We start from the raw sequence: 22890 nt of genomic DNA, 5'->3' as shown, positions 1-22890 counted from the left end.
GCTATGCGACTAGGCCTTCAAGAAAACGTGAATTATCTTAATTCACATGCATTACCTATTAATTAGGGCGTTTTACCATCTGTATTTTGTAGATTGATATGACTTGCCGCCACTTGAGTGGCAAATAACACAATATCTTGCTGGATCTTAGGTTTAAGCGACTGTAACTCATGATATTGCAAATGTGCTTCATCGTTTTCAAGTACCGCCTCTAAAGTAAACAAGGTTTCTCTTTCTGCGAGTAACTTTTGAGTGTTCGCATCTTTTAAGTGGTATTTTGCTGCAATATGCACATCTCTATCACGCTCACCCAGTACTAAAATCATTCCTTCTAATGCTGCTCGGTACGGAAACAACTCTCCAATACTCATATTTTCTAATGAGGTATGTACTTTTGCTAACGTGACATCAAGCTGTAGAGTTCGATCGCCGACTGACTCCACCACTTTGATGCTATCTGAAAACTTGGTATGCAAATCATCATGAATTGAGCGTTCTAGGCGGTTCACAATACGCTTAGAGACTTGACGATCATTGGCTTGTGTTACCTGAACAGGAGAAATATACAGTTTGTCGTAATCTTGTGGAGTTAAATGCAAAGTACTTTTACCTTCAACATTAATTGCAACATCACGAGGAAAAAACGCACATCCTGTTTGTAAACTAATAACAATAAATACCAAGCACCACTTTATCAACACCATCTCACCCACCTTCACTTTTAACCATACAGAACACCATACTGTATTTGTGTGTGAGTGTAAATCTTTGTATCAACCTGTTTTTAACAGCAATGCATTACTCAATCATTTTATTGCAGTGCCCATATTAGTCTTAAGATAGAAATGAGATGAAATCACCTTTATCAATAAAGCTGCAAAATAATGATGTTATGTAACTCATAAATGTTGTTATGTAGCCTCATAGCAATGAGTTTTATTAGAAATAAGGTAATAACAACTTGAAGTTATATAGATTTTAAGCAATACCTATACAAACCTATCTTTAACTTAGGCAAACTATGATTTTCCAAAAGACAATCACGCTTCTCATTACTCACTTGCTGGCAGGAACATTAGGTATTGCGCTTGGGATTTATTTACTGCCTATTTTGACGGCACCGACAGCGCCTACACCATCGGAAGTCTCCCACCTTTCGACACAAGCACAGTATTCTGGAGAATTTAGAAAAGATTTAGCTGGTAGTGATTTTCTTCATTGGGGAGAAGGAAAAGTCTCAATTTCACCAACAAAAATAACATTAATGGGAAAACTCGCACCGGACCCTGATTATAAACTATACCTATCACCTAGATTTGTAGAAACCGAAACAGAATTTAACCAAGAAAATACCAACATGGTGTTGGTAGGAAACGTAAAAACTTTTAATAATTTCGTTGTGAATGTGCCTCAGAACATTGATATAGCCAAATACGATACCGTGATCGTGTGGTGTGAGTCTTTTGGGCAATTTATTACTTCGGCTAAGTACCAGTAACATTGAGTACAGCTACATTTTGACGAGAAAATCACTTATTAGATAAAATACAATAACCTTAAGCACACCACTCTCACAGCAAATGTTATTAATTTCAGCAGACACTTGCTGAGCATTTATATTTAATATGATCAAAAAAGCGATCCTCCGATCGCTTTCTTTTATCTCAAGGCAAACCGATATTAATTAGAACTTGATAACGCTACCTTTGCTCCTAAAGCCATTAACACCGCCCCCATCACTTTTTCAATATACTGTTGTGCCGATAGGAAAGCATTTTTAATGTAACTGCGGTTTAAGAACACAGCGACTAGCGAGAACCACACAAAACACGTTATCGACACAATGGCACCATAAGTAATTTGAATAGCGATAGGTGTCGAAGCACTGACTAGCTGAGTAAATAAACTCAGGAAGAATAACGTCGCTTTAGGGTTTAACATATTGTTTAAGAAACCCATTTTAAAAGCCGAAATAGCACTAATATCTTGCTTTTTAAAATCACCATTTTCTAATGTTGCCTTCGCTGTGCTTTTTAGACTTTTGTAACCAATATAAAGCAGATAGGCAGCACCAAGGTATTTAACGATAGAAAAGAGCACAATGGATTGTGAAAGTAATACGCCAATCCCTGCTAAGGTATAAAAGATATGTACCCAAATCGCAGCAGCAACACCTAATGCAGTGAGAATACCAGAGCGCGTTGAATGAACGAGGCTATTTCTAACCACAATCAGGAAGTCAGGTCCCGGTGTAATAATGGTTAAAATCGTAATAGTAACAACGGCTATTAATTCTGTTAGGTAAGTCGTAAATAACAATTCCATTTTAGTATCCTTTCTCTTTTCGTCCTCCTACCATAGTTAAAAACGATTAATAAACAAACAATTTATTAACAATTCCAACCACAGATCAAAATCAAAACTATAAACCTCCCTCTGTGTTACCTTTCGCTTTCACCATAGAGAGACGGCACCATGACCAAACCAGACATTCTCAACACGATTAATAGTTTTACTTCTATTGAGCAGGCGCTTGATTACTTTGAGATTAGCTACGACAGCCAATTTATCAATGCCAATCGTGAGGCGTTAGTAAAACGCTTTGGTGGTTATTTAATCATGGAAAAGCCTGATGATTGGTTTTCAGGGCGCCGAGCATTGAAAAATGCTTACTGCCGTGTACAACGCTCATTATTAGATAAATCAACAAGACAAGCTTGTCGCGGATGTACCAGTTGTCAGCGTCGATAATAAAACAAAAAGCCCATCACGTTCGTAATGGGCTTCAGATACAATACGATATTTAATATGATTGATAATCCCTAGCCGGTTGGGATTCATCTTTTCACTATCATTATCTTACTTTTTCTTCTTTACCTTGCCTTGTACTGCTTTAAACCTTGGATTTGATTTACAAATAACATAAAGGCGACCACGACGTTTAACGACTTGGCAATCCTTACTACGCTTCTTTGCACTTTTTAATGAGCTTAATACCTGCATCGTTATTCCCCTTTTAGCCCTGTCATCGCAAACTGTTTATTAAATCGAGCAACACGTCCATCACGTTTAGTCATCTTCTGCTTACCGGTGTAAAACGGGTGAGAATGCATAGAAACATCTAACGTAACATAAGGATATGTTTCTCCCTCTAGTTCAACTGTTCTTGACGTTTGTATTGTTGAACCCACCATTATGTACTTGTCTTCACCAGTGTCATGAAATGCCACCGTTCGATATTCTGGATGTATACCTTCTTTCATTTTTACTCTCCCTTGACGCTTTATTGTTATGTTATAACATAGCAACAATAAGGGTCAACATAGATGATAATAATTATCAGTAGCAATTAAATCTTGAAATAATTTCCAAAACAACCAATGATAATGATTATCAATAAGATCTATATCGAGATGCGGATAATGACTGAAACCACTTTTTATACCAATCATTTTATAAAGCAGAAGATCTCTTTCTTATTCATCAAAATGATGAATGGGTTAGAACATGATCTTGTTGCTAATTATATTCAATCAAGTTTAAGCCTCGCGACTTGGTATAGAAAAGACTCTGATTTTGCGAATCCATTATTAGAAGAGCTTTTTCTTCGCCGTCTCTTTTACAATCTTTTGAATACCATCAATGATGCAACAAAGTGCCCAGTACTTCGTAGGATCTGTTTAAACCAAATTCATGAGCCTCTAATTGCACTAAAACATTATTACAATCAATCAAGAACAGGCCATAAACACTTTTTATTACTGCAAAAAGATCTTAAATAAATCCAATATCTCAATGATCTATAAAGGAAAGGTTAATGACTACATACCGCATAGAAACAGACAGTATGGGTGATGTGCAAGTACCTGAAACTGCACTCTATCAAGCGCAAACCCAGCGAGCTGTTGATAACTTTCCAATCAGTGGGTTAACCATGCCAGCTACATTCATTCAAGCACTAGCATTAATCAAACAAGCAGCCGCAAAGGCAAATGCCGAGTTAGCACTATTAGAAACAGACCTCGCTGATGCGATTATCTCTGCCTGCCAAGAAATCATTGATGGACAGCATTTAACGCAATTTCCAGTCGATGTATTCCAAACGGGATCAGGAACAAGCACTAACATGAATGCCAATGAAGTGATTGCAACACTGGCATCACAAAAACTCGGCAAAACAGTAAACCCAAATGACCACGTCAATATGGGGCAAAGTAGTAATGATGTTATTCCAACCGCTATCGCCGTTAGCGCATCGCTTGCTACTGAGCAAGAGCTTATTCCTGCATTACAGTATTTAAGCCAAGCCATTGAGTCAAAAGCACAGACACTTGAAAATGTAGTTAAAACAGGACGTACACACTTAATGGATGCTATGCCAATCACTTTGGCACAGGAGCTCCGTGGCTGGAAATATCAAATAGATGCAGCATCAAATGGAATACAGCAAACATTGCCGCAAGTGAAAGCCTTAGCACAAGGAGGTACAGCAGTAGGAACAGGCATCAATGCAGTACCGGCCTTCTCTGGTTTATTTGCTAAACATCTCTCTGCGACAACGAAATCATCTTTCAAACCTAGTGACAATTTCTTTTATAACATGTCGAGTCAAGATGCGATTGTTAGTCTCTCAGGACAACTAAAAACAGCGGCTGTCGCAATAATGAAGATCGCCAACGATCTACGATGGATGAATTCTGGCCCACTTGCAGGACTAGGAGAAATAGAGCTCCAAGCTTTACAACCAGGTTCATCTATCATGCCTGGTAAAGTTAACCCTGTTATTCCAGAATCTGCAACCATGGTGGCAGCACAAGTGATGGGCAACGATACGACTATCACTATTGCTGGTCAATCTGGTAATTTTCAATTGAATGTTATGCTTCCCGTCATTGCTCTAAATATTAGTCAGAGTATAGAGCTACTAACAAACACCTCTGTTCAACTCGCTAACAAAGCAATATTAAGCTTCAAAGTTCGTGAAGATAACTTACAAGCCGCACTCGCGAAAAACCCAATTCTGGTCACGGCACTAAATCCCGTTATTGGTTATTTGAAAGCCGCTGAGATTGCTAAAAAAGCGTACAAAGAACAACGAGCAATTATTGATGTTGCAGAAGAAGAAACAGATCTTAGTCGTGAAGAGCTACAAAAATTGCTCGATCCAGCAAAATTAACTCAAGGTGGCATTGCTAAATAGCGTTACAATAAGTGTAATTGATTATGATGTTTGCGATTGTTATTGCGTTAATATCCTCTATATAAACATTAAAAAGATCTAACAACCTGTTATTTAACAGCAACTGTTAAATAACAGGTAATACATTTTTAATCATTGCTCTTTATTTTTTAATTTCAATTATCCTACATCATAGTACATAATAACTATTTAAAAATAATTCAATTAGTATCAATTGAAAACTCAGAGAAAAATTATGAATACAAAAAAATATCACCAATATCGTATAACCATTGAAGAAATAACTCAGGATTCAGATAACCCACAATCTCTATCTTTTGAATACCTAGATCGCGAAGATCTATTCAAACTGATAGAGAATCTAAAACAAGGTACTGACTTACCCGAGGAGACAACAAAAAAGATAGGAGTAGGAATACGTTTATTAGGCACAACGATGATGAAAAATCATAAACACCCTTTGTTTTCAGATTTTATGCCGCACTTTAAAAACTTCATGATTAACCTAAAAAACACAGTAAAAGATAAACTTAAACACTGATCTGAATCGCCAATGTACTAGCCATTAATTTATCAACCTGATATTGCAAAAATTAGCCATGATTAGGGGTATCACAAAATTTCTCTTTCGTTAAAATATCGAAAAATTATGGCTGATTATCATGCCATTATTGGGCTTTCTTTGCCCTCTTTATAAGTCACCATTCAGGAATGTACATTCATGAACCAACCAGCAGACACCGTTGCTAAAACAGAACAAAATAATTCAAAAAATGATATGCAACAAGCACAGTTTAATATTGCTCGCATCTTTAGCATCGTTCTTAATGTGGTATTAATTCTAGCGCAAATCAAATTATTAAAAGTTAACGATGTGACTATCAAAACTTATGGGCTTTTTATTCTATGTAACGTCAGTATTTTATTTAGTATCTTTGCGCCTCGTTTAACTAGCTTTAAGTTTAAACAAATTCTCAAATACACTTATATGCCAACTATTATTGCTGTATTTATTTTTATTGGACAAGTTACTAATTAAATACAGTTTTGACACCCATTATGAAGTGTTAAAAATGATTATTACCATCATGCTAACACTTCATCGATTATTCGCTTAATCAACGATAAAACACGCCTTAATAATAAAGTAATTCATTACTTTCATAAAACATTACAGAATGTATATCCCATCACAATCTTCTCTCTTACCTCCCGTAATATTGCACGTTATGATAGATCTACTAAACACTATATCTATTCCTTTCTACCGTCATCTCATTCATGCATGGAGCAAAAATGAATATAGGTATTTATATTTACGAGAATGCAGAAGTTCTCGACTTTTCTGGGCCTTTTGAAGTATTTAGTACCGCTAAGCGCTTGCGTGCAAAAGATTGGAATATATTTCTCATTGCTGAAACGTCCGATCCAGTCATCGCACGCGGTGGTCTGCAAGTATTACCCCATTACAGTTTTAACGATCACCCGCATATAGATGTTCTCATTGTTGTCGGTGGTATTCATACTGAAGAAATGAAGAAAATAGAAGTATTAACATGGATAAAGCATGTTGATACAACTGCAACACATGTTGTTTCTGTTTGCACAGGCGTTTTTTTACTTGCGCAAGCCCAGTTGTTTAACCATTTATTTGTTACTACCCACTGGGAAGACATCCCCGTTTTAATTGAAACCTTCCCAAACCTAAATGTCATAGATAACAAAAGATGGGTTTGTGATGGAAAATATGTAACATCCGGAGGAATATCAGCAGGAATAGATATGAGCTTATATCTCGTATCAAAATTACACAGTTTAGTACTTGCTGAACAAGTTGCGCATCAAATGGAATACCATTGGCAACAATATCCTTAACATATTGACAACAAATGACAATTAGCAGGACGCTATGACTATCATCTCAACCATTAAACATGCCCTTTCAGAATTAGGGTATCCAGCCAAAACCATTAAAACCAGTCAGGTTCGTGTCCTCTCTGCTGCGCTTTTTAAACAATTAAAAATCCAAGAGCACAACTCACCTTTATCACTGTGTGAAACATTGCTAGAGCAACGAGATTGGGCATGTAGTGTTATTGCTTACGATTGGGCATTTAAAATGAAGAAGCAATATACACCTGAAACCTTTACAACCTTCCAACACTGGCTATTTAACTACGTAACTGACTGGAACGATTGTGATGATTTTTGTACCCATGCTTTTGGTGAGTTACTACTGCAATATAAAGCACTATTTCCTAAAATTTTGCCATGGGTAAACCATGATAACTTTGCTGTTCGTCGTGCTACGGCAGTGATCCTGATTTATCCCATGAACAAAAAGGACTACAGCGACTTATCCCCGTTAACCGTGGCGAATTTGCTACAGAATGATGAACACGACTTGGTGCAAAAAGGGTACGGTTGGATGCTAAAAGTATTGTCTAAACACGAACCTGAAACTGTAATTGAATACTTAACTCAACATCGAAATACGATGACACGTACTGCTTTTCGCTATGCATTAGAGAAACTGGATAAAACCACACAACAAAAATTAATGGCACTGTAAGACTACGAGCTTAATTGTTTTTTTATCGTAGTATAAGAAGTTTGCTTAGCATGAATGCGAACCTGATGATGGTATACTAAAACCTCTCTTGCTCCAGCTCCCATCGCTAGTTCTTTTAACACTCGCTCTTCAATATCAGTGAGACCACCGTCTACTTTTTCTAATTGATGCATCACAATACGTGGGCTTATCACAAACTTATTGTTACCTAATACTTCACGGACAGCATATTGCAGCAGCTTTTCTGCGCAAGCAAAATCACCGACAAACGAGCGTTTATGATCAAACGGATTAAGTACTATAATATTTGAACCTGATAAATATTTTGCCTTCTCACCGACTGCTAGTACGTTATTTTTCTTACCTTCTACCGCGATATAAGGTGATAGGTCTACCCTTTCACCCGTTCGAAATATCTGAACTGATAACTGATTAACGCTCAATTCAACCAATAAATCGCATTTTAATTTTTGTAAAAACGACATTGCCTTGCTCTATCCTTAAATAAAAGCTGTTAAAAGTAATGCTTAATGGGAGTGTCTAATTCAGGTTTAGTCACGACCATTGCATAATAGCCGAAACTGAGATCCGTTTTTCTCCCTACTAAAATGATGCGATCATTTAATGATAATTTACTCGCGACTTCAGAGGGAATATCACAAATACTATTATTCATAAATTGTGTAAACTCTTCAGGCTTAATACACCAATCTAGGCTTCTATCTTGTGAAAGGTCTTTAATGACAACAGTTTGGTAGCCAATATTAATAGGAAAGGCAGTAATTACACTAGGGATCATTTTTATATAAAACATATAAATCAATACTGGTGCAAGGACAAAAAAACAAAATACGGGTGCCATACTGAAAATCTTATTGCCTTTCCTTGTTATACGAGTAAAAGCATCTTTTCTAAAGGTATCATTTGTTACGATAAAATAAACGAACAGCAAAAAAAGAATAATACATGAACATATTGTCATCATTAACAACATCTTATAAGCACCTGCATACACTAATGTAGGCGGCGTCAAAACAAGAAATAATAAGCCACTGATAATAATGAACATGTAATAACCCAAAGAGACTAATAACGACAACATTAGCTATTCACCATTTCTTTTCTAGGTGAACTCACATTCATTAAATTACCCACCAGCATAAAGCTGGCTCCTAAGAAAAGAGTCCAATCAATCCCTTCTTCATAAACATAAAAACCCACGAGCGCAATTAATGGTAAGCGTAAAAAGTCCATCATAACCACTAAGGTTACATCAGCAGATTGCATTGCTTTAGTCATACAGAAATGGGCTAATAGTGCTGAAACAGATACTAAAATAATCCACCCCCACGCAAAAATATTGGGTGATTGCCAACCTTGATAAGCCAGTATTAACCCTAACGGAAGTTGTACTAAGCACATGAAAAACAGAATAGTTAACGGCTTATCTGAAGTAGAAAGTGATTTAGTTGAAGCATGAGATACGGCATAACACATCGCCGCCCCTAGCACGATTAGCGAAGCACTATTAATGATCTTAATACCGGGCTGAACAATAATAAGTACGCCAATAAAACCTAGCATTAAAGAAAGAAAACGCTTTGAGGTAAAGCGTTCGTTTAAGAACAACGTGGCAATAATTGCAGTCCAAATAGGTACGGTGAACTCAATCGCAAAAACTTCTGCCAAGGGTAATAATGTTAACCCTAATAACCAGCCATATTGACCTGCAAAATGGAATACATTGCGAAACACATGTAACCGCAAGCGTTGTGTCTTAAATAAACAGGTATCACGATAATATAAGATAATCGCGCTAATAATGCCTAACCCTATAATACTACGCAGTGCCATTAACTGCGCGGTAGTGATATCACCAGATAACTCTCTAGCACTTATAGCAATTAAACAAAACGAGCAAAGTGCCCCCATCATCCATAATATTGACTGCATCACTGCTAACCCTTTTTGTATGCTAGTGATATTTATGATTTAAAGTCTAAACCAAGGTTTTAGACCCAACACCAGAGATAAACAAACTGAACCAACTAAAAAGAAACATAAAACTCTTTAATTAATGTGGTTTATTATTAAAGGTTCTAATTTTTTAACCATAGATGGTGCTCTATTCATATCTAGCTCAAACCAACCGTCAGTCCCCATCTGATATAGCTGACTTATTTTTAGTTCTTTACAATTTTTATTGTAGTTGCCTATAACGTTAAATATTCCAAAATCAGTGTTTATTCGACTTATATTAAACTTTTTCATTAACTAAACTTAATAAATTTCTCATCTTATATCTTCTTATTATGTCTTTCTTTTCGAATATAAATAAAGGCGAAGTACGACACATCTTCATGTAACAAAAAATCCCATTATCATTTTACGTATAGACGATTATGCAATAGCAAAAGGTATGTTTGCATAACTCAATAAAGACAGGATAAATAATCAAGAATATGCTTATTTCAATGCTTAAACATCATGTTTAACATTTATTTTTAATAGGTGATGTTATGAAAAAAGCTCTTAAGATAAATACTATCTATATCAATATGGAAACGATTGTTGCTTTTGATCTTGATTATAAAATCGATGGTAATCGCGCTTTATACTTAATGACCAATAGTAATGAGTTACCTTTTCTTGAAATTGAAGTCGTTGAAGACGGGCTAGTAGAATCTACTGACTATCAAGCGCAAAAAGTCACTAATCGTGAATATAACCGTATTAAACGTGAACTGATGGCATACATGGGGCTATAAATCGTTATAACCGTAATATTAAATACAATTAGCAGCACTTTATTCATATAGATAAAGTGTTGCCTTTCTGGAAACTAGCCCGAGCACTTATCGTTGTTTAAAACCTAAAAAACGCCTTTCCTATTTACCCGACAAATAACTTGACAGTTAAATAACACTTTTACTTTATCTCTCTTTAAAATTAATCATTGAAATTATGAATTCTGCTATTCATAGTTGTCATACTTAAAATGCTTTTTATCGATTTACACTATTAGAGTCTTACTATGAAAAAACGCTGGATTGTTGTTTCAACCCTAAGTGCTATAGCAGCCTTAGGCATTTATGCAGTTAAAGCTCCCTCTTCTGATGAACACCATTTCACTATGCTGACTGCTAAAAATGCAACCATTGAGAAGCAAGCCATTGCGGTTGGACAAATCATGCCTGCTCAAGCGGTAAAGATTAAATCTCAAATAGAAGGTATTGTAGATAAAATTTATGTGAATCTCGGTGATAACGTAGTTGCAGGTTCACCCGTTATAAAATTACGTCCAAACCCAACACCTCAAGAGCTCACGCGTGTCACTGCTGACCTCTTAAAAAGTAAAGCCGACTTAGAATCAGCTAAAATAAAACTTACGAATTTACAACGTTTAGCGGCTCAAAAAATTATCCCCGCTAATTATGATTCATACATTCAAGCTCAAGCGGATGTAAAATCAAAAGCCGCAGATTTAAAACAAAAGCAACAAGAATTGGATCTAATGAGCAAGGGAGAATCCGATGCAGGATCAACTAAACTCACCTCTATTATTTATGCTCCAATTAACGGCACCGTGTTAGACGTTAAAGTCGATGTCGGTGAGCCAATCACCTCTACGGTATCTAACCAAGCAGCCACTGAAATTATGACCATGGCTGATATGAAGAATATCATCTTCAAAGGCTCAGTGAGTGAACATGACGCCGCACAACTAACCGAAGGCATGCCTGTTGAGTTAACACTTGCGCCTTATCCTGACTTAAAAATTGCAGGCAAACTCACAAAAGTGGCGGTGCAATCTGAAAAGCTAAATGACGACAAAAATAACAACACCCAACAAACCCAAAGTTTTGATAATGGCTTTGCAGTTGAAGTCAGTGATATCGATTTTCCAAAGGACATCACCTTACGATCTGGCTTTACTGCAACCGCGCATATCACGTTAAAAAAAGCAAAAGATGTAATGACGGTACCTGAGCGTGCGCTGTATTTTAAAGGTAACGATCCTTTCGTACTGATCGCAGACGACTCGGCCAAGGGTTATAAAGACGTTCCCGTGAAGTTAGGCTTATCCGATGGCATAAATGTCGAAGTATTATCAGGTATCGAACCTAAACAAAGTATCATCGATGCTAGCATGGTAGAGGGCTTATAATGACAATGCTATGGCGTAACACACTGTTAAGTCTTTCACTTGGTTTAGTATGTACTCAAAGCTTTGCATTAACGATTGATCAAGCATGGACAGCAGCAAAACACACAAGTCCTGATTACCGTATCAAACAACTTGAAGAAAGTCAGAGTCAATATGGTGTATCACTAAGCAAAAGTGCATTACTTCCTAGCCTTCAAGCTGGTGCAAGCACGGGTTGGACTAAAGGTAGCGGCAACAATAATGGCTATAATATTTCGCTGAATCAATCAATTTGGAATAGCCAAAACTGGACTGCATTGGATCAATCACAAGTAGATGTTGTTATTGCAAAGCTTGCGATTACACAAGCAAAAAATACACTGGCAGAAAAGCTTATCCAAGCTTATTTTGGCTTAGCACAAGCACAACGCTCACTGACGATTGCCGAGCAACAACATAAAGATAGCCAACAGTTATTATCTCTGACGGAACAACGCTATAAAGCAGGTTTAATCATGTCGACGGGGATTGACGATGCTAAAGCACATGTCATTGGCACTGAAACCACAGTCTTGCAACGACAATCTGATCTAGTTGAAAAACAATCAAATCTCGCTATCGTGATCAACCAAACACCTGATCGTGTCAATGAAATCAATAGCCAAAATCTTCACCAACCTGCACTTGCTGTAAATGATGAAAAAGCATGGCTAAACAAAGCAAAAGATAACAGCCCTGAATTATTAAGTGCAGAACAAAATGTAAAACGTCAACAACTGGCGGTAGATCAAGCACAAGCGGGGTACTACCCTACTGTTAACGGTTCTGTTGGTTACAATAATAACTTTGACAATAATAACGAAGGGCTAAATGCTAGCCTTGGTGTTTCAATTCCAATTGATCTAAATGGCGCGATCAAAACCAAAGTTTCACAATCAAAACTCGAGTTACAAATTGCTAAACAGCAATTACGAAAAGTAAAGCTTGAGCTAGAAAACAATGTGAAAACACGATTTAACCAATTAGCCCTTGATTGGAAGCGCGTTGAAATGGGGATGGAAAAAGTCAAGTCTGACGAAAAAGCACTGAAAACAAAAGAGATTTTATTTAACTCAGGAGCTGATGGTACTACAGCATTAGACGTTATCAACGTCCAAGATACAGTTTATCGAAGTAAAGAAGAGTTACAGCAACTTCTCTACCAATATTGGTTAAACCGTATTGAATTATTGAAATTAGCAGGTCAGCTCGATGATCAAACTATCGCTCAAATTTCTCAGGCATTAATGCCATGATCACATTGCTCAGTCAAACCGTTCAAACACTGCTTACCCATAGGTTAAGAAGTGCATTGGCCATTATTGCGATAGTCTGGGGTATCGTTTCAGTTTTAGTCTTAGTTGCATTAGGTGAAGGGTTTTATCGTGAAAACTTAAAATCGTTTTCTATGCTCATGAGCGACACACAAAAGGTCTCTTTTGCGCAAACCAGCAAGCCATGGCAAGGATACCCTGCTAGAAGAAAAATTACAGCGACAGAAAATCAACTCAGTGCGCTGTCTGACGTTCCCCAAATAAAGCGCGTATCTGTTTTATATGCTAATGCTAAAGCACAAGTAACAGATATTGAAGGCAGTCAATTAAAAGGTACTGTCTTTGGCATTGATAATAACTTTCTAGCGCTTAATAACACACGTTTAGAGCTAGGCTCTCGTAAAATATCACCGAGTGATTTAGCAAACCATACCCGTGTTGCCATTATAGGCTGGCGTCTTGCTAAACGCGGAAATATTCGTTTGAACGACAACATCAACATCAATGGTGTGCCGTTTCAAGTGATCGGTATTTCAAAAAAGACAGAAAGTAGTGGGCTTACCAGAATTAAACGTGCCGCGTTAATTCCAAGCACAACGTTTAATGATTTATGGCTCAGTAATCCATCTGATCTGTTAGTACAACCAGAAAACGGCATTTCAAGCGTTGCATTACGAGCCGCAATGCAAAACTTTTTCGCTAAAAAGTATCAATTTGACCCTGACGATAAGCAGGCAGTACGAATGCCCGACTACAGCCGTTTTGCTGATTTTTACACGAGTCTCCTACGTGGTATTCAGCTATTTTTAGGTGCAAGTGGTGCAATGACACTCGCAGTAGGTGCTCTAGGTGTTGCTAATATCATGTTTTTATCTGTAGCAGAACGAACACGTGAGATAGGTGTAAGACTTGCCATTGGTGCAACCCCTACTCATATTTTGATGCAGTTTATGGTTGAAGGTGCTGTATTGGTCACGGTCGGAGCCCTCTGCGGTATCACCGTGTCTACCATCATCATTCAACTCTTAAATCTTCTCTCATTACCCGATTGGTTAGGTCATCCTGTAATGACGACAACCTCTATCGTGGTTACTCTTATGATCACAGCTGTACTCGCTTTATTAGCTGCGTTTTTCCCTGCACGCAGAGCGGCACATTTAACGCCAGTGATTGCATTAAGTGCGAGGGCTTAGAAATGTTTCCCATTAAACAAATTTTTCATGAAATGGCAGCAGAAAAGCTTCGCTTAAGTCTTACCATTCTTGCCATTGTTTGGTCAACGGTCTGCATTAGTACCATGCTTGCAGCAGGTGAAGGTTTACGTCAAGGGCTAATTCGCAGTTCGACGAGCGGAAACGGCAATCTGATTTATGTTTCTAGCGGTGTAGCATCCATTAATCATGGCAATTTTTACAAAGGTAAATCACTTGATTTAACGGTTGAAGATCAAAAACTTATTCAATCACTGCCCACAGTAAAAATGGTATCAGCAACAGCCACATGGGCAGAAAATGCTCATTATAAAGATCGCCAAGCATTTATGTCTCCTATTGCAGTTAAAAATAATTACAAAAAGCTTAATGACTTAACGTTAATGGAAGGCAGCCGCTGGTTTAACCCTCTCGATACTAAAGAACAGCGAAAAGTTGCTATTTTAGGTAAAACAACCGCCGCGTTATTATTTAACAAAGAAGCCTTTAACTGGGATAAGGATGTAAAGCTCGACAGTGATCCTGTCGGTAAACAATTTAAAATTGGAGATGAAGATTTTACCGTGATTGGAGTACTAAAAGATGATCGCACTATTGAATCGGGAAATGCTTCTGAAAACAGCATATTAATCCCTATGGCAACATGGCAGCGCTTTTATCCTAATGACCCAATACAAGGTATTAATGTAGAGCCAAAACTAACCGCAAACCGCGAACAACTAGCAAAAACCATACGTCAGGTGATTGCACGCAAATACAACGCCAATATTACTGATGAACAACTCATTCAAACTGACGATATGCTGTTACAACAAGAAACCATGCGTTCATTCTTACTTGGGCTTCAAAGCTTCTTAGGTATTATTGGTTTTGTCACATTGGGCGTCGCGGGAATCGGTATTGCAAATGTTATGTATGCCAGTGTAAAACGCGCAACACGTGATATTGGAGTTAGAATGGCAGTAGGGGCAACACCTAGTCACATTCGTTTACATTACATTGTGCAAGCTATGATGACTATGGCAATAGGTGGGGTTATCGGATTATTAATGACGCTTGGTCTCGTCAGCATCATTGATGCTATCCCTATTTCAGATTCCGGTTTTTATGGTCGCTTAGGTAGCCCAAAACCTGAACTGTCACTACCGGTTATGTTAATCGTAATTTCTGCATTAATTCTGGTTGGTATTCTTGCAGCTTGGTTCCCTGCGAATAAAGCGGCAAGTATTACGCCATTAGAGGCATTACAAAGTGAATAAAATGACAAATACATTGGGCAAATCCCCAGCACACACAGCTTTAGTTGAGCTTAATCATATTTGTAAGTTCTATGGCGAAGAAAATAATTTAGTAAAAGCATTAGATAATGTCTCACTGACCATTAATTCTGGTGAATTTTTATCAATTCTTGGTCCTTCAGGTTCTGGCAAATCCACCCTTATGAATATGCTTGGATGTTTAGATAAGCCGACATCTGGAGAATATTTACTGGATAATAACGATGTATCATCACTGACAAGCCATCAGCTTGCTAAAATCAGAAATCACAAAATTGGTTTTGTTTTTCAGAGTTTTAACTTATTAGAATATGCCTCGGCATTAGATAATGTTGCGCTACCTTTAGTGTATCGAGGTATTAAAACAAAAGAGCGTCGAGAAAAAGCAGCTGATTTATTAGCCCAAGTAGGACTCGCTGATCGTATTCATCACAAACCAAATCAGTTATCAGGCGGTCAAAAACAACGTGTTGCGATTGCAAGGGCTCTAGTTAATGATCCACAAATCATTCTTGCCGATGAACCAACAGGCGCACTAGACTCTAAATCAGGTGCGGAGATTGAAGCACTATTTAATGACTTACACCAGCAAGGTAGAACTTTCATTGTCGTCACTCACGATGTCAGCCTAGCTGAAAGAACGCCACGTATTATAACAATCAAAGATGGTCAAATAATTTCTGATAAAAAAACAGGCTATAAACCACCTATCGTATCAGCTGTTATTTAAGCATAATCAAAAATAGCGAGCACCTTGCTCGCTATTTTCAAATTTAATTACGGTTCGGTTTTTCTTATTTTTCAATAATACATTGGTATTGGTAATCACCATTAGGTTCACCCGAACTATTTTGAACAGATTTTTTTAAACATTTTGCATTTTTAATAGCAAGTTGTTTTAGGTTTTTATGATCATTATTATCAAGAACAACAAAAGGCTGTAGTGTATTGACTAACTGTTGAGCCAGTTCTTCTTTAATTGTACGTTGCTCTGTTCCTTCCTTATAATCACACTGCATTATTTGTTGCTTAATATCGCAATGAATATCATCAACAATCACCCACGCCTTCCCCATGCCATGCTCAACATACACAATTTTCGCCAATGTGTTATACAAAGCCTGATCATTTGCCATTGCATGTGAACTAACCAATAACCCCACCAGCAACAGAATTTTTGTCATGAATCTTTCCCCTTTCAATGTAATTTAACTTTACCACATCAAAAAAGCGAAACTTTACATACCGTAAAATTTAACACAACTCAAACATTTATCATTTCAATCACACTCTCTTTTGCTTAGTAATTTGTAAGAGATCTCTTACAAATTACTAAGACAAACACCTTTCAGTTTGAATGTCACATCCACACTATAAATATAATTATTTGTTTTTTAAGGTATAAAATTGAAATATAAAAATAACAAATAGGTACAGCAAAAAGTATTTTCTACTGTATATCTATATTCTATTTCTACTTTTACCTATTATTAGTGGTGTCAGAAGGAACTGGCAACAGGAACAGGATTGGAACCAAGGACGTTGGTAATCTCAGGATGAGATGTGATGAACTAGGATGGTTTATCAAACAAGGACTGTAAGGACACTGCAGGAAGCAGTAAAGGTAAATAGGATATTTACCAGTCAGGATGACAAGGACACTTCAAGAAGAAGTAAAGGACACCTCTAAGGAAAGAGATGAGAGTTATAACAGGATGTTATAACGGGTTATTGAAGCCATTGGAACAACTTCAGGAAGAAGTAAAAAGGATTATGCTGAAGGATTACAGCAGTCAAAGGAATGAAGCAAGGAGCACCATAGTAGCGGGATTGCTACAAGTAAGACCTAAGGGCGCAACGAAAGTTGCGCCCTCTCTTTTTGTACCATTTAAAGCGAATGATACCGTTTTTAATATTTATTAAGCAGATGCAACAGTTTTGAGCTGATTAAACTCAGTGACACGCCCTTTACCTTGCATCTTTGATTGATACATCGCCATATCCGCACAGTGCAATACACTATCAATACCAGTCACATCTGTCGGCTCAATGTAGTAGCAACCTATACTCGCTCCCACATGAATTGTGTATCCCTTAATATTAATCGACTGCGAAATATTACCAATAATCCGTGAAGCTATATTCATGATCGGCTCACGACTCTTAACAGGGTTCAATACAGCAACAAATTCATCCCCTGCTAAACGGGTAACAATGTCATTTTGTCGCACACTCATTATCAATCTCTTCGCTACAATTTGTAACACCTGATCGCCAATTTCATGACCATAAGTGTCATTCACAAACTTAAAACCGTCTAAATCGATAAACAGCACCGCCATAACATCCATTCTAGGAGCCGTAAGTTTCTCCATTAAATAACGATGCAGAAATTCACGATTTGGTAAACAGGTTAGCGCATCATGCTGAGTAATATGAGCAAGACGTTGTGCCTCTTTTAATGAACTTAAATCTGTAGCTAACACAACAACTTGTCTATCTTGCGTTTCACTATCTATAATTTGGTTAACTTTTAAATGCAGTGGGATAGACAAATTACGTTGACTATTAAAAATTGAGCATTCACCCTGCCATTGCTGATGAAGTGACAGCGCCATAAATAACTCTTTCTTCGTCGGTAGACTATCAGTTTTAGTCAGTACCGAACGATAATATTTACCAATGACTTTCGAACGTTTAAGGCCAATCAACTGGCACAGTGCACGATTTACCGTTTCAATATGGCCCTTACTATCTAGTAATAAAATAGCTTCACTACTATCTTCAAAGATCTTTGCTGCTAATTGTTGCTGACGTTCAGCCAAACTCTTTTCAGTAACATCTTCAAGTGCAAATAGCGTTTGATGTTTATGTGACAAGGGGTGACTCACAACTTGATATATTGCCGTTCCCTTTGCACTCACCGCTTTAATCAAATCATGACTAAACTGTTTATTGCCAAGTAAAGCATATTGTAAAGCCTGTTGAAATCGTTCAGATTCTAACGGTTTAATCACATCAGAAATATGCTTAGATTGTAGCGCTTGTGGCGAATAATTAAATAATTTCAAACAGCTCTCATTCGCTAAAATAACATGCCCAGAATGATCAACAACTAACAGCGCATGCTGTACTGTACTGATCACATCATCGGCGAAAGCTTTCTCATATTCCAACTGAGAAATAGTGTGTTTTATTTTAGATTCACGCTGATTTAACTTAATAATCATTGTATTAAAACAGTCAATCAACTCACTAACTTCATCTTTGGAGTTCGCTTGCTGCTGCACAGTCTCGGTTTGATTAAAATGAATAACATTAATCATCGCATCATTTAGTTGACGAATAGGGCTAATCATCCAATGTCGTAAGCGATGAATAATAAAGCTACTCAAAAGCACTAAAATTACTAACAAGTAAAGACTGATTTCTAGCTGAGATAATTTGAGTGCATGTAACCCATCAAGTGACACAACAATACTCATCTTTGCAAGTTCGATTCCATCAAAATAGATAGGTACCAACATGTATAAATACTGCTCGCTAAAAACATGTCCCAGTTCTTTAACCGCTAATTTTTCTAACTCATCAACTGGTGTCTGTGATTTATTTATATTGTTAAAATCAGCAAAAATAGTATCAGCCTCAGTTAATACAGAGACTGAAACTATCATAGGATCAGCAGAAAAGGCAGATAAGATCTCTTGTCCTGTAATCGCATCATCAAACTGAATTGCTGCGGTTAAATTAGTACCAATACCCGTACTTAAAATCGTAATTCGATTAACTAAATTTAACTTTTCACTTTCTATGTATTTATAAGAACTTAGCGTTTGAAACACGATAAAAAGTACAACAACGAAGAATACCAACGGTAAATACAAACGTTGATTAAGAGACAAAGAATTCATCCAATTATTGCGCATGATTGTCTCCTCCCTGTTGTTCACTATTTAGAGAAGGAAGTATAGCAATTTTTAATAATTTAGAGCTTATTGTTAACTCTGATTTTTTAGCACTCGATAACGCAATAACTGGACGAACTTTATTATTGACTGAACGTAATTCAATAATCCCGCCTTTTTCTAAAAATGAGTCACCAGTGCCAATCGTTAACACGCCTCTCTCAATGGGGATTTGAGTTAACCCCACTCCTTTCTGGCGAGAAATATAGGCGATTTGACACTGGGCAAGTTGGCTAATACTCGTAAGCGTAACAATCTTATTGTTTTTAGCTTTCAACAAACGACTTAATGTTAAAGCGATATTATCGGTACCTAACGTGCAATACGTTAATGTCGTATTGCCTTCCGGCCAAGTCACAAACTGAGAAAAGCGATAAATATAAACCGCAGATATTTCATAGTCAGCAACGTTATTAGCATAAGTTTTATTTGCAATGGTATAAGCACAAATCAACAAAGTAACAACTGCATATATAAAATACAGACGACAAAAATGATAGGACTTATAAATAAGACCTATCATTTTATTCAATAGTGATTTACTCAGGGGGCAATTACTACTTGGCATTCAGCCTCATTACAATTTTGTCCATGAAAAACGTAAAAACGCTGTTTCTTCTAATGGTGCTTTATTCGGTAAATCTTGATACGTTGAACTACCTAACCCATCAACAACAAACTCAACCAGTGGCCAGGTTTGATTGTATTGCCACGCCACGCGCATATCTAACGTGGTTATCTCTGGCGCTTTATAAAAATCAATTGGCGATGATACAGAACCTTTATGTTTTAGCCAGCCATCAATTTGCCATTGAGAGTTAATAGTCCACATCATTTGTAACGAAGCGTAATGTTTTGGCTGATGATTATACAACCCTTTATAGCCACCATTATCATATGTATTACATGACATATATTTAGAGTTACATTGAGCTTGTGTATCAATATAACTATACGATGCATTCATGTTTATTTTTTGTGTTGGTTGCCAAAAAAATGTTAATTCAGCACCGTAACTCTGGGCGTCTAATGCATCAACGTAATTAAATTCATGAATTGCAATTTGTCCAGGCTCTACAGATCCATCTGAACAAACGCCATAGCGACACAGCCACTGCCCATTATCTAACATCCGTAAGTTTTCATACTGACTAAAGAAAAATGTTGTATCAACTGAAAATGTTTCTGAAATTTTCCCACGATAACCCACATCCCACGTTATAACAGATTCATTATCCATACTTGGATTTCCTGAAGTCAACGAAAGCATCGGGTATTGGGTATAACAGCTTGGATTTGATACATCACAGTTAGGGAATGGCGCAACCACGGCGCCTAATGCATATATATCCGTAGTAGAATCAACAGCGGAAGGAGTAACAACAGCTCGACCAACCCCTGTCCATAATTGATGGTTATCAGAAGCACGATATAACAATCGGGCTTGAGGTTGTAATTCTGTCGTATTATTTCGAGTAAAATGCTCGACTTTAACCCCTAAACTTGACGTTAATTTATCTGTCAGTTGTGTTTCTAATTGCGAGTACGCATTATAAATTCGCTCGCGTTGTGTACGCTGTTGACTTGTGCGATGCAATGGCTCCATGTTGAGATAAAAATCTTCTTTTAATTCTGGTACTTTTACTTTAGTAAAACGCGTACCTAAGCCTAATGTCAGTTCATTATGCTCATTGACTTGCTTGATTATTAGTACATCAGCATTAAAAGTGTCGTATTCACCATTCGCTGTTGGTTCTGTTCTTGAATTACTATCAACCCACAATGTGGCTTCATAGTGAGTATCATCAACTGTTTTTCCCAAGTTTAAGTTACTATAAAAACCGCGTGAGAAATCTTCTAATCCTGTTTGATAACCAATTACAGCACTCATTGGGTAATTAGGGTAAATAGGCTGCTCTAAAACGTAATAACGATACCATTCTGAATGCTCTGACTTGGTATGATGACCACCAACCTGCCACGTTAAGAAGCGATCGTCTTCGACATAATCCGTACGAAAGTTGATATTATAATTATTCCACTCATCGTCATTAAATGAATAATAATCAGATTGAACCCCCTTTACTGACAACCTTGCTGTCGTCATGTCATTGATTTGAAAACCGTTACGATAACTGGCTTCTTTATAGTTATATTCACCCACACCTACTTCAAAAAACTGACCGAGGGTTTCATTACTATTTTTGGTAATGATATTAATTACACCATTAGTTGCATTGCCTCCCCACATCGTCCCTGCAGAACCACGTAAAATTTCAATACGATCAATATCTTCTAAAATGGTGTCAATCGTGTGCCAAAAGGTACCTGACATTAAAGGGCTAAATACACTGCGCCCATCAACCATCACCAATAGTTTATTAAACAAGGTTTCGTTTAAACCACGCAAGGATACTTGCCAGTTAAATTCACTGATCTTAGTGACCTGTATTCCTGGCGCCAAAGCTAAGGCTTCTGCAATAGAACGAACACCGCTACGCTTAATTTGTTCATTGGTAATTACATACACAGCGGCAGGCACATCACTCAATGATTGCTCTTTTTTGGCTGCCGTTGTTACTGTCACACTTTGTGTTGTAAGATCATCTAAATCCATCGACATTAGATCATCAATTTCAGATGCTAATGAAATATTGGTATAACACGAAAAATATAGCGCTGAAAATAAAACAGATGAATAACTTAGGTAATTTTTCATAATGATTTGAAAGTAATAGTCTCAAGCTAATTCTAACAAAGTAATTATGGTTATTAATAATTAGAATTGATCAACTAAATCTAGCCAGAAAATACCTATAAAGCATTAAATATCTTTGCTTATATTCTTTAATAGTTACTAAGAAAACAATTAGATAAATAAAAAAACAACAAGCCCGTATTAATAACGCCTATATACATTTACTATCATAATCATTAATATTTTGTTACCTTAATAATTCCAAATAAGAATATACTTTTTCTTAACTAAATGTAAATAAGTCGACTTACTTAACACTCAGACACATTATTATCCACAGAAATAACAATAAACTAACAGTGTTATCGGTAAATAAATCTAATACATGACGAATCAACATTCTTTTATTATTCTTATTAAATGATCTACTTAATAAAAAAGGAGCACTATGGCTAATGCATGTGAATTAAGATAATTCACGTTTTCTTGAAGGCCTAGTCGCATAGC

Annotated in this window: 25 protein-coding genes; 14 read left to right on the top strand and 11 right to left on the bottom strand. The window is 36.9% G+C overall.

Going from position 1 to position 22890, the window contains the following annotated elements:
• Window positions 1–62: 62 nt before the first annotated feature.
• Window positions 63–704: a DUF3313 family protein gene (locus I3259_RS17250; protein ID WP_238030962.1), complete on the bottom strand. Its 642-nt coding sequence runs from the start codon at window positions 702–704 to the stop codon at window positions 63–65.
• 317 nt (window positions 705–1021) lie between these two features.
• Here I3259_RS17250 and I3259_RS17245 point away from each other — a divergent pair, with 317 nt between their 5' ends.
• Entirely contained in the window at window positions 1022–1498 is a 477-nt protein-coding gene (locus I3259_RS17245) for a DM13 domain-containing protein (RefSeq protein ID WP_238030961.1), read from the top strand.
• 182 nt (window positions 1499–1680) lie between these two features.
• On the opposite strand, the gene I3259_RS17240 is transcribed toward I3259_RS17245, so the two are convergent.
• On the bottom strand, window positions 1681–2325 hold the full coding sequence (locus I3259_RS17240) for a LysE family transporter (protein ID WP_238030960.1): 645 nt from the start codon (window positions 2323–2325) through the stop codon (window positions 1681–1683).
• A 150-nt stretch (window positions 2326–2475) separates the two neighbouring features.
• Here I3259_RS17240 and I3259_RS17235 point away from each other — a divergent pair, with 150 nt between their 5' ends.
• Window positions 2476–2751: a nitrogenase-stabilizing/protective protein NifW gene (locus I3259_RS17235; RefSeq protein ID WP_238030959.1), complete on the top strand. Its 276-nt coding sequence runs from the start codon at window positions 2476–2478 to the stop codon at window positions 2749–2751.
• 108 nt (window positions 2752–2859) lie between these two features.
• On the opposite strand, the gene ykgO is transcribed toward I3259_RS17235, so the two are convergent.
• Together ykgO and I3259_RS17225 are read right to left on the bottom strand one after the other, a co-directional pair.
• Complete coding sequence (ykgO, locus tag I3259_RS17230) at window positions 2860–3003, bottom strand: type B 50S ribosomal protein L36 (RefSeq protein ID WP_005365863.1); 144 nt, start codon at window positions 3001–3003, stop codon at window positions 2860–2862.
• A 2-nt stretch (window positions 3004–3005) separates the two neighbouring features.
• Window positions 3006–3263, bottom strand: coding sequence for a type B 50S ribosomal protein L31 (locus I3259_RS17225; RefSeq protein WP_238030958.1), 258 nt, complete (start codon window positions 3261–3263; stop codon window positions 3006–3008).
• A gap of 159 nt (window positions 3264–3422) precedes the next feature.
• On the opposite strand from I3259_RS17225, the gene I3259_RS17220 reads away from it, so the two are divergent.
• The 6 genes from I3259_RS17220 (at window position 3423) to I3259_RS17195 (ending at window position 7772) form a co-directional block, all read left to right on the top strand.
• Window positions 3423–3782 (top strand): hypothetical protein, encoded by a 360-nt coding sequence (locus tag I3259_RS17220; protein WP_238030957.1) that lies wholly within the window; start codon window positions 3423–3425, stop codon window positions 3780–3782.
• A 35-nt stretch (window positions 3783–3817) separates the two neighbouring features.
• Window positions 3818–5200 carry a class II fumarate hydratase gene (locus I3259_RS17215; protein WP_238030956.1) on the top strand — a complete coding sequence of 461 codons (1383 nt, stop codon included), beginning with the start codon at window positions 3818–3820 and terminating at the stop codon, window positions 5198–5200.
• Between the two features lie 235 nt (window positions 5201–5435).
• The gene (locus I3259_RS17210; RefSeq protein WP_238030955.1) at window positions 5436–5741 is read left to right on the top strand and encodes a DUF3861 domain-containing protein; all 306 of its coding nucleotides are present in this window, start codon (window positions 5436–5438) and stop codon (window positions 5739–5741) included.
• A 180-nt stretch (window positions 5742–5921) separates the two neighbouring features.
• A complete protein-coding gene (locus I3259_RS17205) occupies window positions 5922–6239 on the top strand; it encodes a fumarate hydratase (protein ID WP_238030954.1) in 318 nt (105 codons plus the stop codon).
• Window positions 6240–6496: 257 nt separating this feature from the next.
• The gene (locus tag I3259_RS17200) at window positions 6497–7075 is read left to right on the top strand and encodes a DJ-1/PfpI family protein (RefSeq protein ID WP_238030953.1); all 579 of its coding nucleotides are present in this window, start codon (window positions 6497–6499) and stop codon (window positions 7073–7075) included.
• A 34-nt stretch (window positions 7076–7109) separates the two neighbouring features.
• On the top strand, window positions 7110–7772 hold the full coding sequence (locus tag I3259_RS17195) for a DNA alkylation repair protein (protein ID WP_238030952.1): 663 nt from the start codon (window positions 7110–7112) through the stop codon (window positions 7770–7772).
• 2 nt (window positions 7773–7774) lie between these two features.
• Here the strand turns inward: I3259_RS17195 and I3259_RS17190 are convergent, their stop codons facing one another.
• Genes I3259_RS17190 through I3259_RS17180 form a run of 3 tightly spaced genes read right to left on the bottom strand, consistent with a single transcriptional unit; the run spans window position 7775 to window position 9725 of the window.
• Window positions 7775–8257: a rod shape-determining protein gene (locus I3259_RS17190; protein ID WP_238030951.1), complete on the bottom strand. Its 483-nt coding sequence runs from the start codon at window positions 8255–8257 to the stop codon at window positions 7775–7777.
• A 29-nt stretch (window positions 8258–8286) separates the two neighbouring features.
• On the bottom strand, window positions 8287–8874 hold the full coding sequence (locus tag I3259_RS17185) for a hypothetical protein (protein ID WP_238030950.1): 588 nt from the start codon (window positions 8872–8874) through the stop codon (window positions 8287–8289).
• On the bottom strand, window positions 8874–9725 hold the full coding sequence (locus tag I3259_RS17180; RefSeq protein ID WP_238030949.1) for a DMT family transporter: 852 nt from the start codon (window positions 9723–9725) through the stop codon (window positions 8874–8876). The genes I3259_RS17185 and I3259_RS17180 overlap by 1 nt, the downstream gene beginning before the upstream one ends.
• Window positions 9726–10291: 566 nt before the next feature.
• Between I3259_RS17180 and I3259_RS17175 the strand changes: the two genes are divergently transcribed.
• The 6 genes from I3259_RS17175 (at window position 10292) to I3259_RS17150 (ending at window position 16450) form a co-directional block, all read left to right on the top strand.
• The gene (locus tag I3259_RS17175; protein ID WP_238030948.1) at window positions 10292–10540 is read left to right on the top strand and encodes a hypothetical protein; all 249 of its coding nucleotides are present in this window, start codon (window positions 10292–10294) and stop codon (window positions 10538–10540) included.
• A gap of 266 nt (window positions 10541–10806) precedes the next feature.
• The gene (locus tag I3259_RS17170; RefSeq protein ID WP_238030947.1) at window positions 10807–11940 is read left to right on the top strand and encodes an efflux RND transporter periplasmic adaptor subunit; all 1134 of its coding nucleotides are present in this window, start codon (window positions 10807–10809) and stop codon (window positions 11938–11940) included.
• Window positions 11940–13214, top strand: a complete 1275-nt coding sequence (locus I3259_RS17165) for a TolC family protein (RefSeq protein WP_238030946.1) — start codon at window positions 11940–11942, stop codon at window positions 13212–13214. The genes I3259_RS17170 and I3259_RS17165 overlap by 1 nt, the downstream gene beginning before the upstream one ends.
• A complete protein-coding gene (locus I3259_RS17160; RefSeq protein ID WP_238030945.1) occupies window positions 13211–14425 on the top strand; it encodes an ABC transporter permease in 1215 nt (404 codons plus the stop codon). The genes I3259_RS17165 and I3259_RS17160 overlap by 4 nt, the downstream gene beginning before the upstream one ends.
• 2 nt (window positions 14426–14427) lie before the next feature.
• Complete coding sequence (locus I3259_RS17155) at window positions 14428–15702, top strand: ABC transporter permease (protein WP_238030944.1); 1275 nt, start codon at window positions 14428–14430, stop codon at window positions 15700–15702.
• 1 nt (window position 15703) lies between these two features.
• Window positions 15704–16450: an ABC transporter ATP-binding protein gene (locus I3259_RS17150; protein ID WP_238030943.1), complete on the top strand. Its 747-nt coding sequence runs from the start codon at window positions 15704–15706 to the stop codon at window positions 16448–16450.
• 64 nt (window positions 16451–16514) lie between these two features.
• Here the strand turns inward: I3259_RS17150 and I3259_RS17145 are convergent, their stop codons facing one another.
• The 4 genes from I3259_RS17145 to I3259_RS17130 all read right to left on the bottom strand — a co-directional run bounded on the left by I3259_RS17145 (window position 16515) and on the right by I3259_RS17130 (window position 22404).
• Window positions 16515–16904, bottom strand: a complete 390-nt coding sequence (locus tag I3259_RS17145) for a hypothetical protein (RefSeq protein WP_238030942.1) — start codon at window positions 16902–16904, stop codon at window positions 16515–16517.
• A gap of 735 nt (window positions 16905–17639) precedes the next feature.
• Window positions 17640–19646, bottom strand: coding sequence for a diguanylate cyclase (locus tag I3259_RS17140; RefSeq protein ID WP_238030941.1), 2007 nt, complete (start codon window positions 19644–19646; stop codon window positions 17640–17642).
• Complete coding sequence (locus I3259_RS17135; RefSeq protein WP_238030940.1) at window positions 19636–20253, bottom strand: YfiR family protein; 618 nt, start codon at window positions 20251–20253, stop codon at window positions 19636–19638. Before I3259_RS17135 ends, I3259_RS17140 begins: the two co-directional genes overlap by 11 nt.
• A 9-nt stretch (window positions 20254–20262) precedes the next feature.
• Window positions 20263–22404: a TonB-dependent receptor plug domain-containing protein gene (locus I3259_RS17130; protein WP_238030939.1), complete on the bottom strand. Its 2142-nt coding sequence runs from the start codon at window positions 22402–22404 to the stop codon at window positions 20263–20265.
• Window positions 22405–22890: the final 486 nt, after the last annotated feature.

Origin of the sequence: Photobacterium sp. Ph5 (assembly GCF_022129445.1) — a bacterium.
Classification (GTDB): Bacteria; Pseudomonadota; Gammaproteobacteria; order Enterobacterales; family Vibrionaceae; genus Photobacterium.
The sequence above is the reverse complement of the archived record's forward strand: the minus strand, read 5'-3'. Positions and strand labels throughout refer to the sequence as shown.

What these genes read in the sequence shown, in the direction of transcription:
- I3259_RS17250 (WP_238030962.1), bottom strand. Translation starts at nt 704, where the DNA reads ATGGTGTTGATAAAGTGGTGCTTGGTATTTATTGTTATTAGTTTACAA.
- I3259_RS17245 (WP_238030961.1), top strand. Translation starts at nt 1,022, where the DNA reads ATGATTTTCCAAAAGACAATCACGCTTCTCATTACTCACTTGCTGGCA.
- I3259_RS17240 (WP_238030960.1), bottom strand. Translation starts at nt 2,325, where the DNA reads ATGGAATTGTTATTTACGACTTACCTAACAGAATTAATAGCCGTTGTT.
- I3259_RS17235 (WP_238030959.1), top strand. Translation starts at nt 2,476, where the DNA reads ATGACCAAACCAGACATTCTCAACACGATTAATAGTTTTACTTCTATT.
- ykgO (WP_005365863.1), bottom strand. Translation starts at nt 3,003, where the DNA reads ATGCAGGTATTAAGCTCATTAAAAAGTGCAAAGAAGCGTAGTAAGGAT.
- I3259_RS17225 (WP_238030958.1), bottom strand. Translation starts at nt 3,263, where the DNA reads ATGAAAGAAGGTATACATCCAGAATATCGAACGGTGGCATTTCATGAC.
- I3259_RS17220 (WP_238030957.1), top strand. Translation starts at nt 3,423, where the DNA reads ATGACTGAAACCACTTTTTATACCAATCATTTTATAAAGCAGAAGATC.
- I3259_RS17215 (WP_238030956.1), top strand. Translation starts at nt 3,818, where the DNA reads ATGACTACATACCGCATAGAAACAGACAGTATGGGTGATGTGCAAGTA.
- I3259_RS17210 (WP_238030955.1), top strand. Translation starts at nt 5,436, where the DNA reads ATGAATACAAAAAAATATCACCAATATCGTATAACCATTGAAGAAATA.
- I3259_RS17205 (WP_238030954.1), top strand. Translation starts at nt 5,922, where the DNA reads ATGAACCAACCAGCAGACACCGTTGCTAAAACAGAACAAAATAATTCA.
- I3259_RS17200 (WP_238030953.1), top strand. Translation starts at nt 6,497, where the DNA reads ATGAATATAGGTATTTATATTTACGAGAATGCAGAAGTTCTCGACTTT.
- I3259_RS17195 (WP_238030952.1), top strand. Translation starts at nt 7,110, where the DNA reads ATGACTATCATCTCAACCATTAAACATGCCCTTTCAGAATTAGGGTAT.
- I3259_RS17190 (WP_238030951.1), bottom strand. Translation starts at nt 8,257, where the DNA reads ATGTCGTTTTTACAAAAATTAAAATGCGATTTATTGGTTGAATTGAGC.
- I3259_RS17185 (WP_238030950.1), bottom strand. Translation starts at nt 8,874, where the DNA reads ATGTTGTCGTTATTAGTCTCTTTGGGTTATTACATGTTCATTATTATC.
- I3259_RS17180 (WP_238030949.1), bottom strand. Translation starts at nt 9,725, where the DNA reads ATGCAGTCAATATTATGGATGATGGGGGCACTTTGCTCGTTTTGTTTA.
- I3259_RS17175 (WP_238030948.1), top strand. Translation starts at nt 10,292, where the DNA reads ATGAAAAAAGCTCTTAAGATAAATACTATCTATATCAATATGGAAACG.
- I3259_RS17170 (WP_238030947.1), top strand. Translation starts at nt 10,807, where the DNA reads ATGAAAAAACGCTGGATTGTTGTTTCAACCCTAAGTGCTATAGCAGCC.
- I3259_RS17165 (WP_238030946.1), top strand. Translation starts at nt 11,940, where the DNA reads ATGACAATGCTATGGCGTAACACACTGTTAAGTCTTTCACTTGGTTTA.
- I3259_RS17160 (WP_238030945.1), top strand. Translation starts at nt 13,211, where the DNA reads ATGATCACATTGCTCAGTCAAACCGTTCAAACACTGCTTACCCATAGG.
- I3259_RS17155 (WP_238030944.1), top strand. Translation starts at nt 14,428, where the DNA reads ATGTTTCCCATTAAACAAATTTTTCATGAAATGGCAGCAGAAAAGCTT.
- I3259_RS17150 (WP_238030943.1), top strand. Translation starts at nt 15,704, where the DNA reads ATGACAAATACATTGGGCAAATCCCCAGCACACACAGCTTTAGTTGAG.
- I3259_RS17145 (WP_238030942.1), bottom strand. Translation starts at nt 16,904, where the DNA reads ATGACAAAAATTCTGTTGCTGGTGGGGTTATTGGTTAGTTCACATGCA.
- I3259_RS17140 (WP_238030941.1), bottom strand. Translation starts at nt 19,646, where the DNA reads ATGCGCAATAATTGGATGAATTCTTTGTCTCTTAATCAACGTTTGTAT.
- I3259_RS17135 (WP_238030940.1), bottom strand. Translation starts at nt 20,253, where the DNA reads ATGCCAAGTAGTAATTGCCCCCTGAGTAAATCACTATTGAATAAAATG.
- I3259_RS17130 (WP_238030939.1), bottom strand. Translation starts at nt 22,404, where the DNA reads ATGAAAAATTACCTAAGTTATTCATCTGTTTTATTTTCAGCGCTATAT.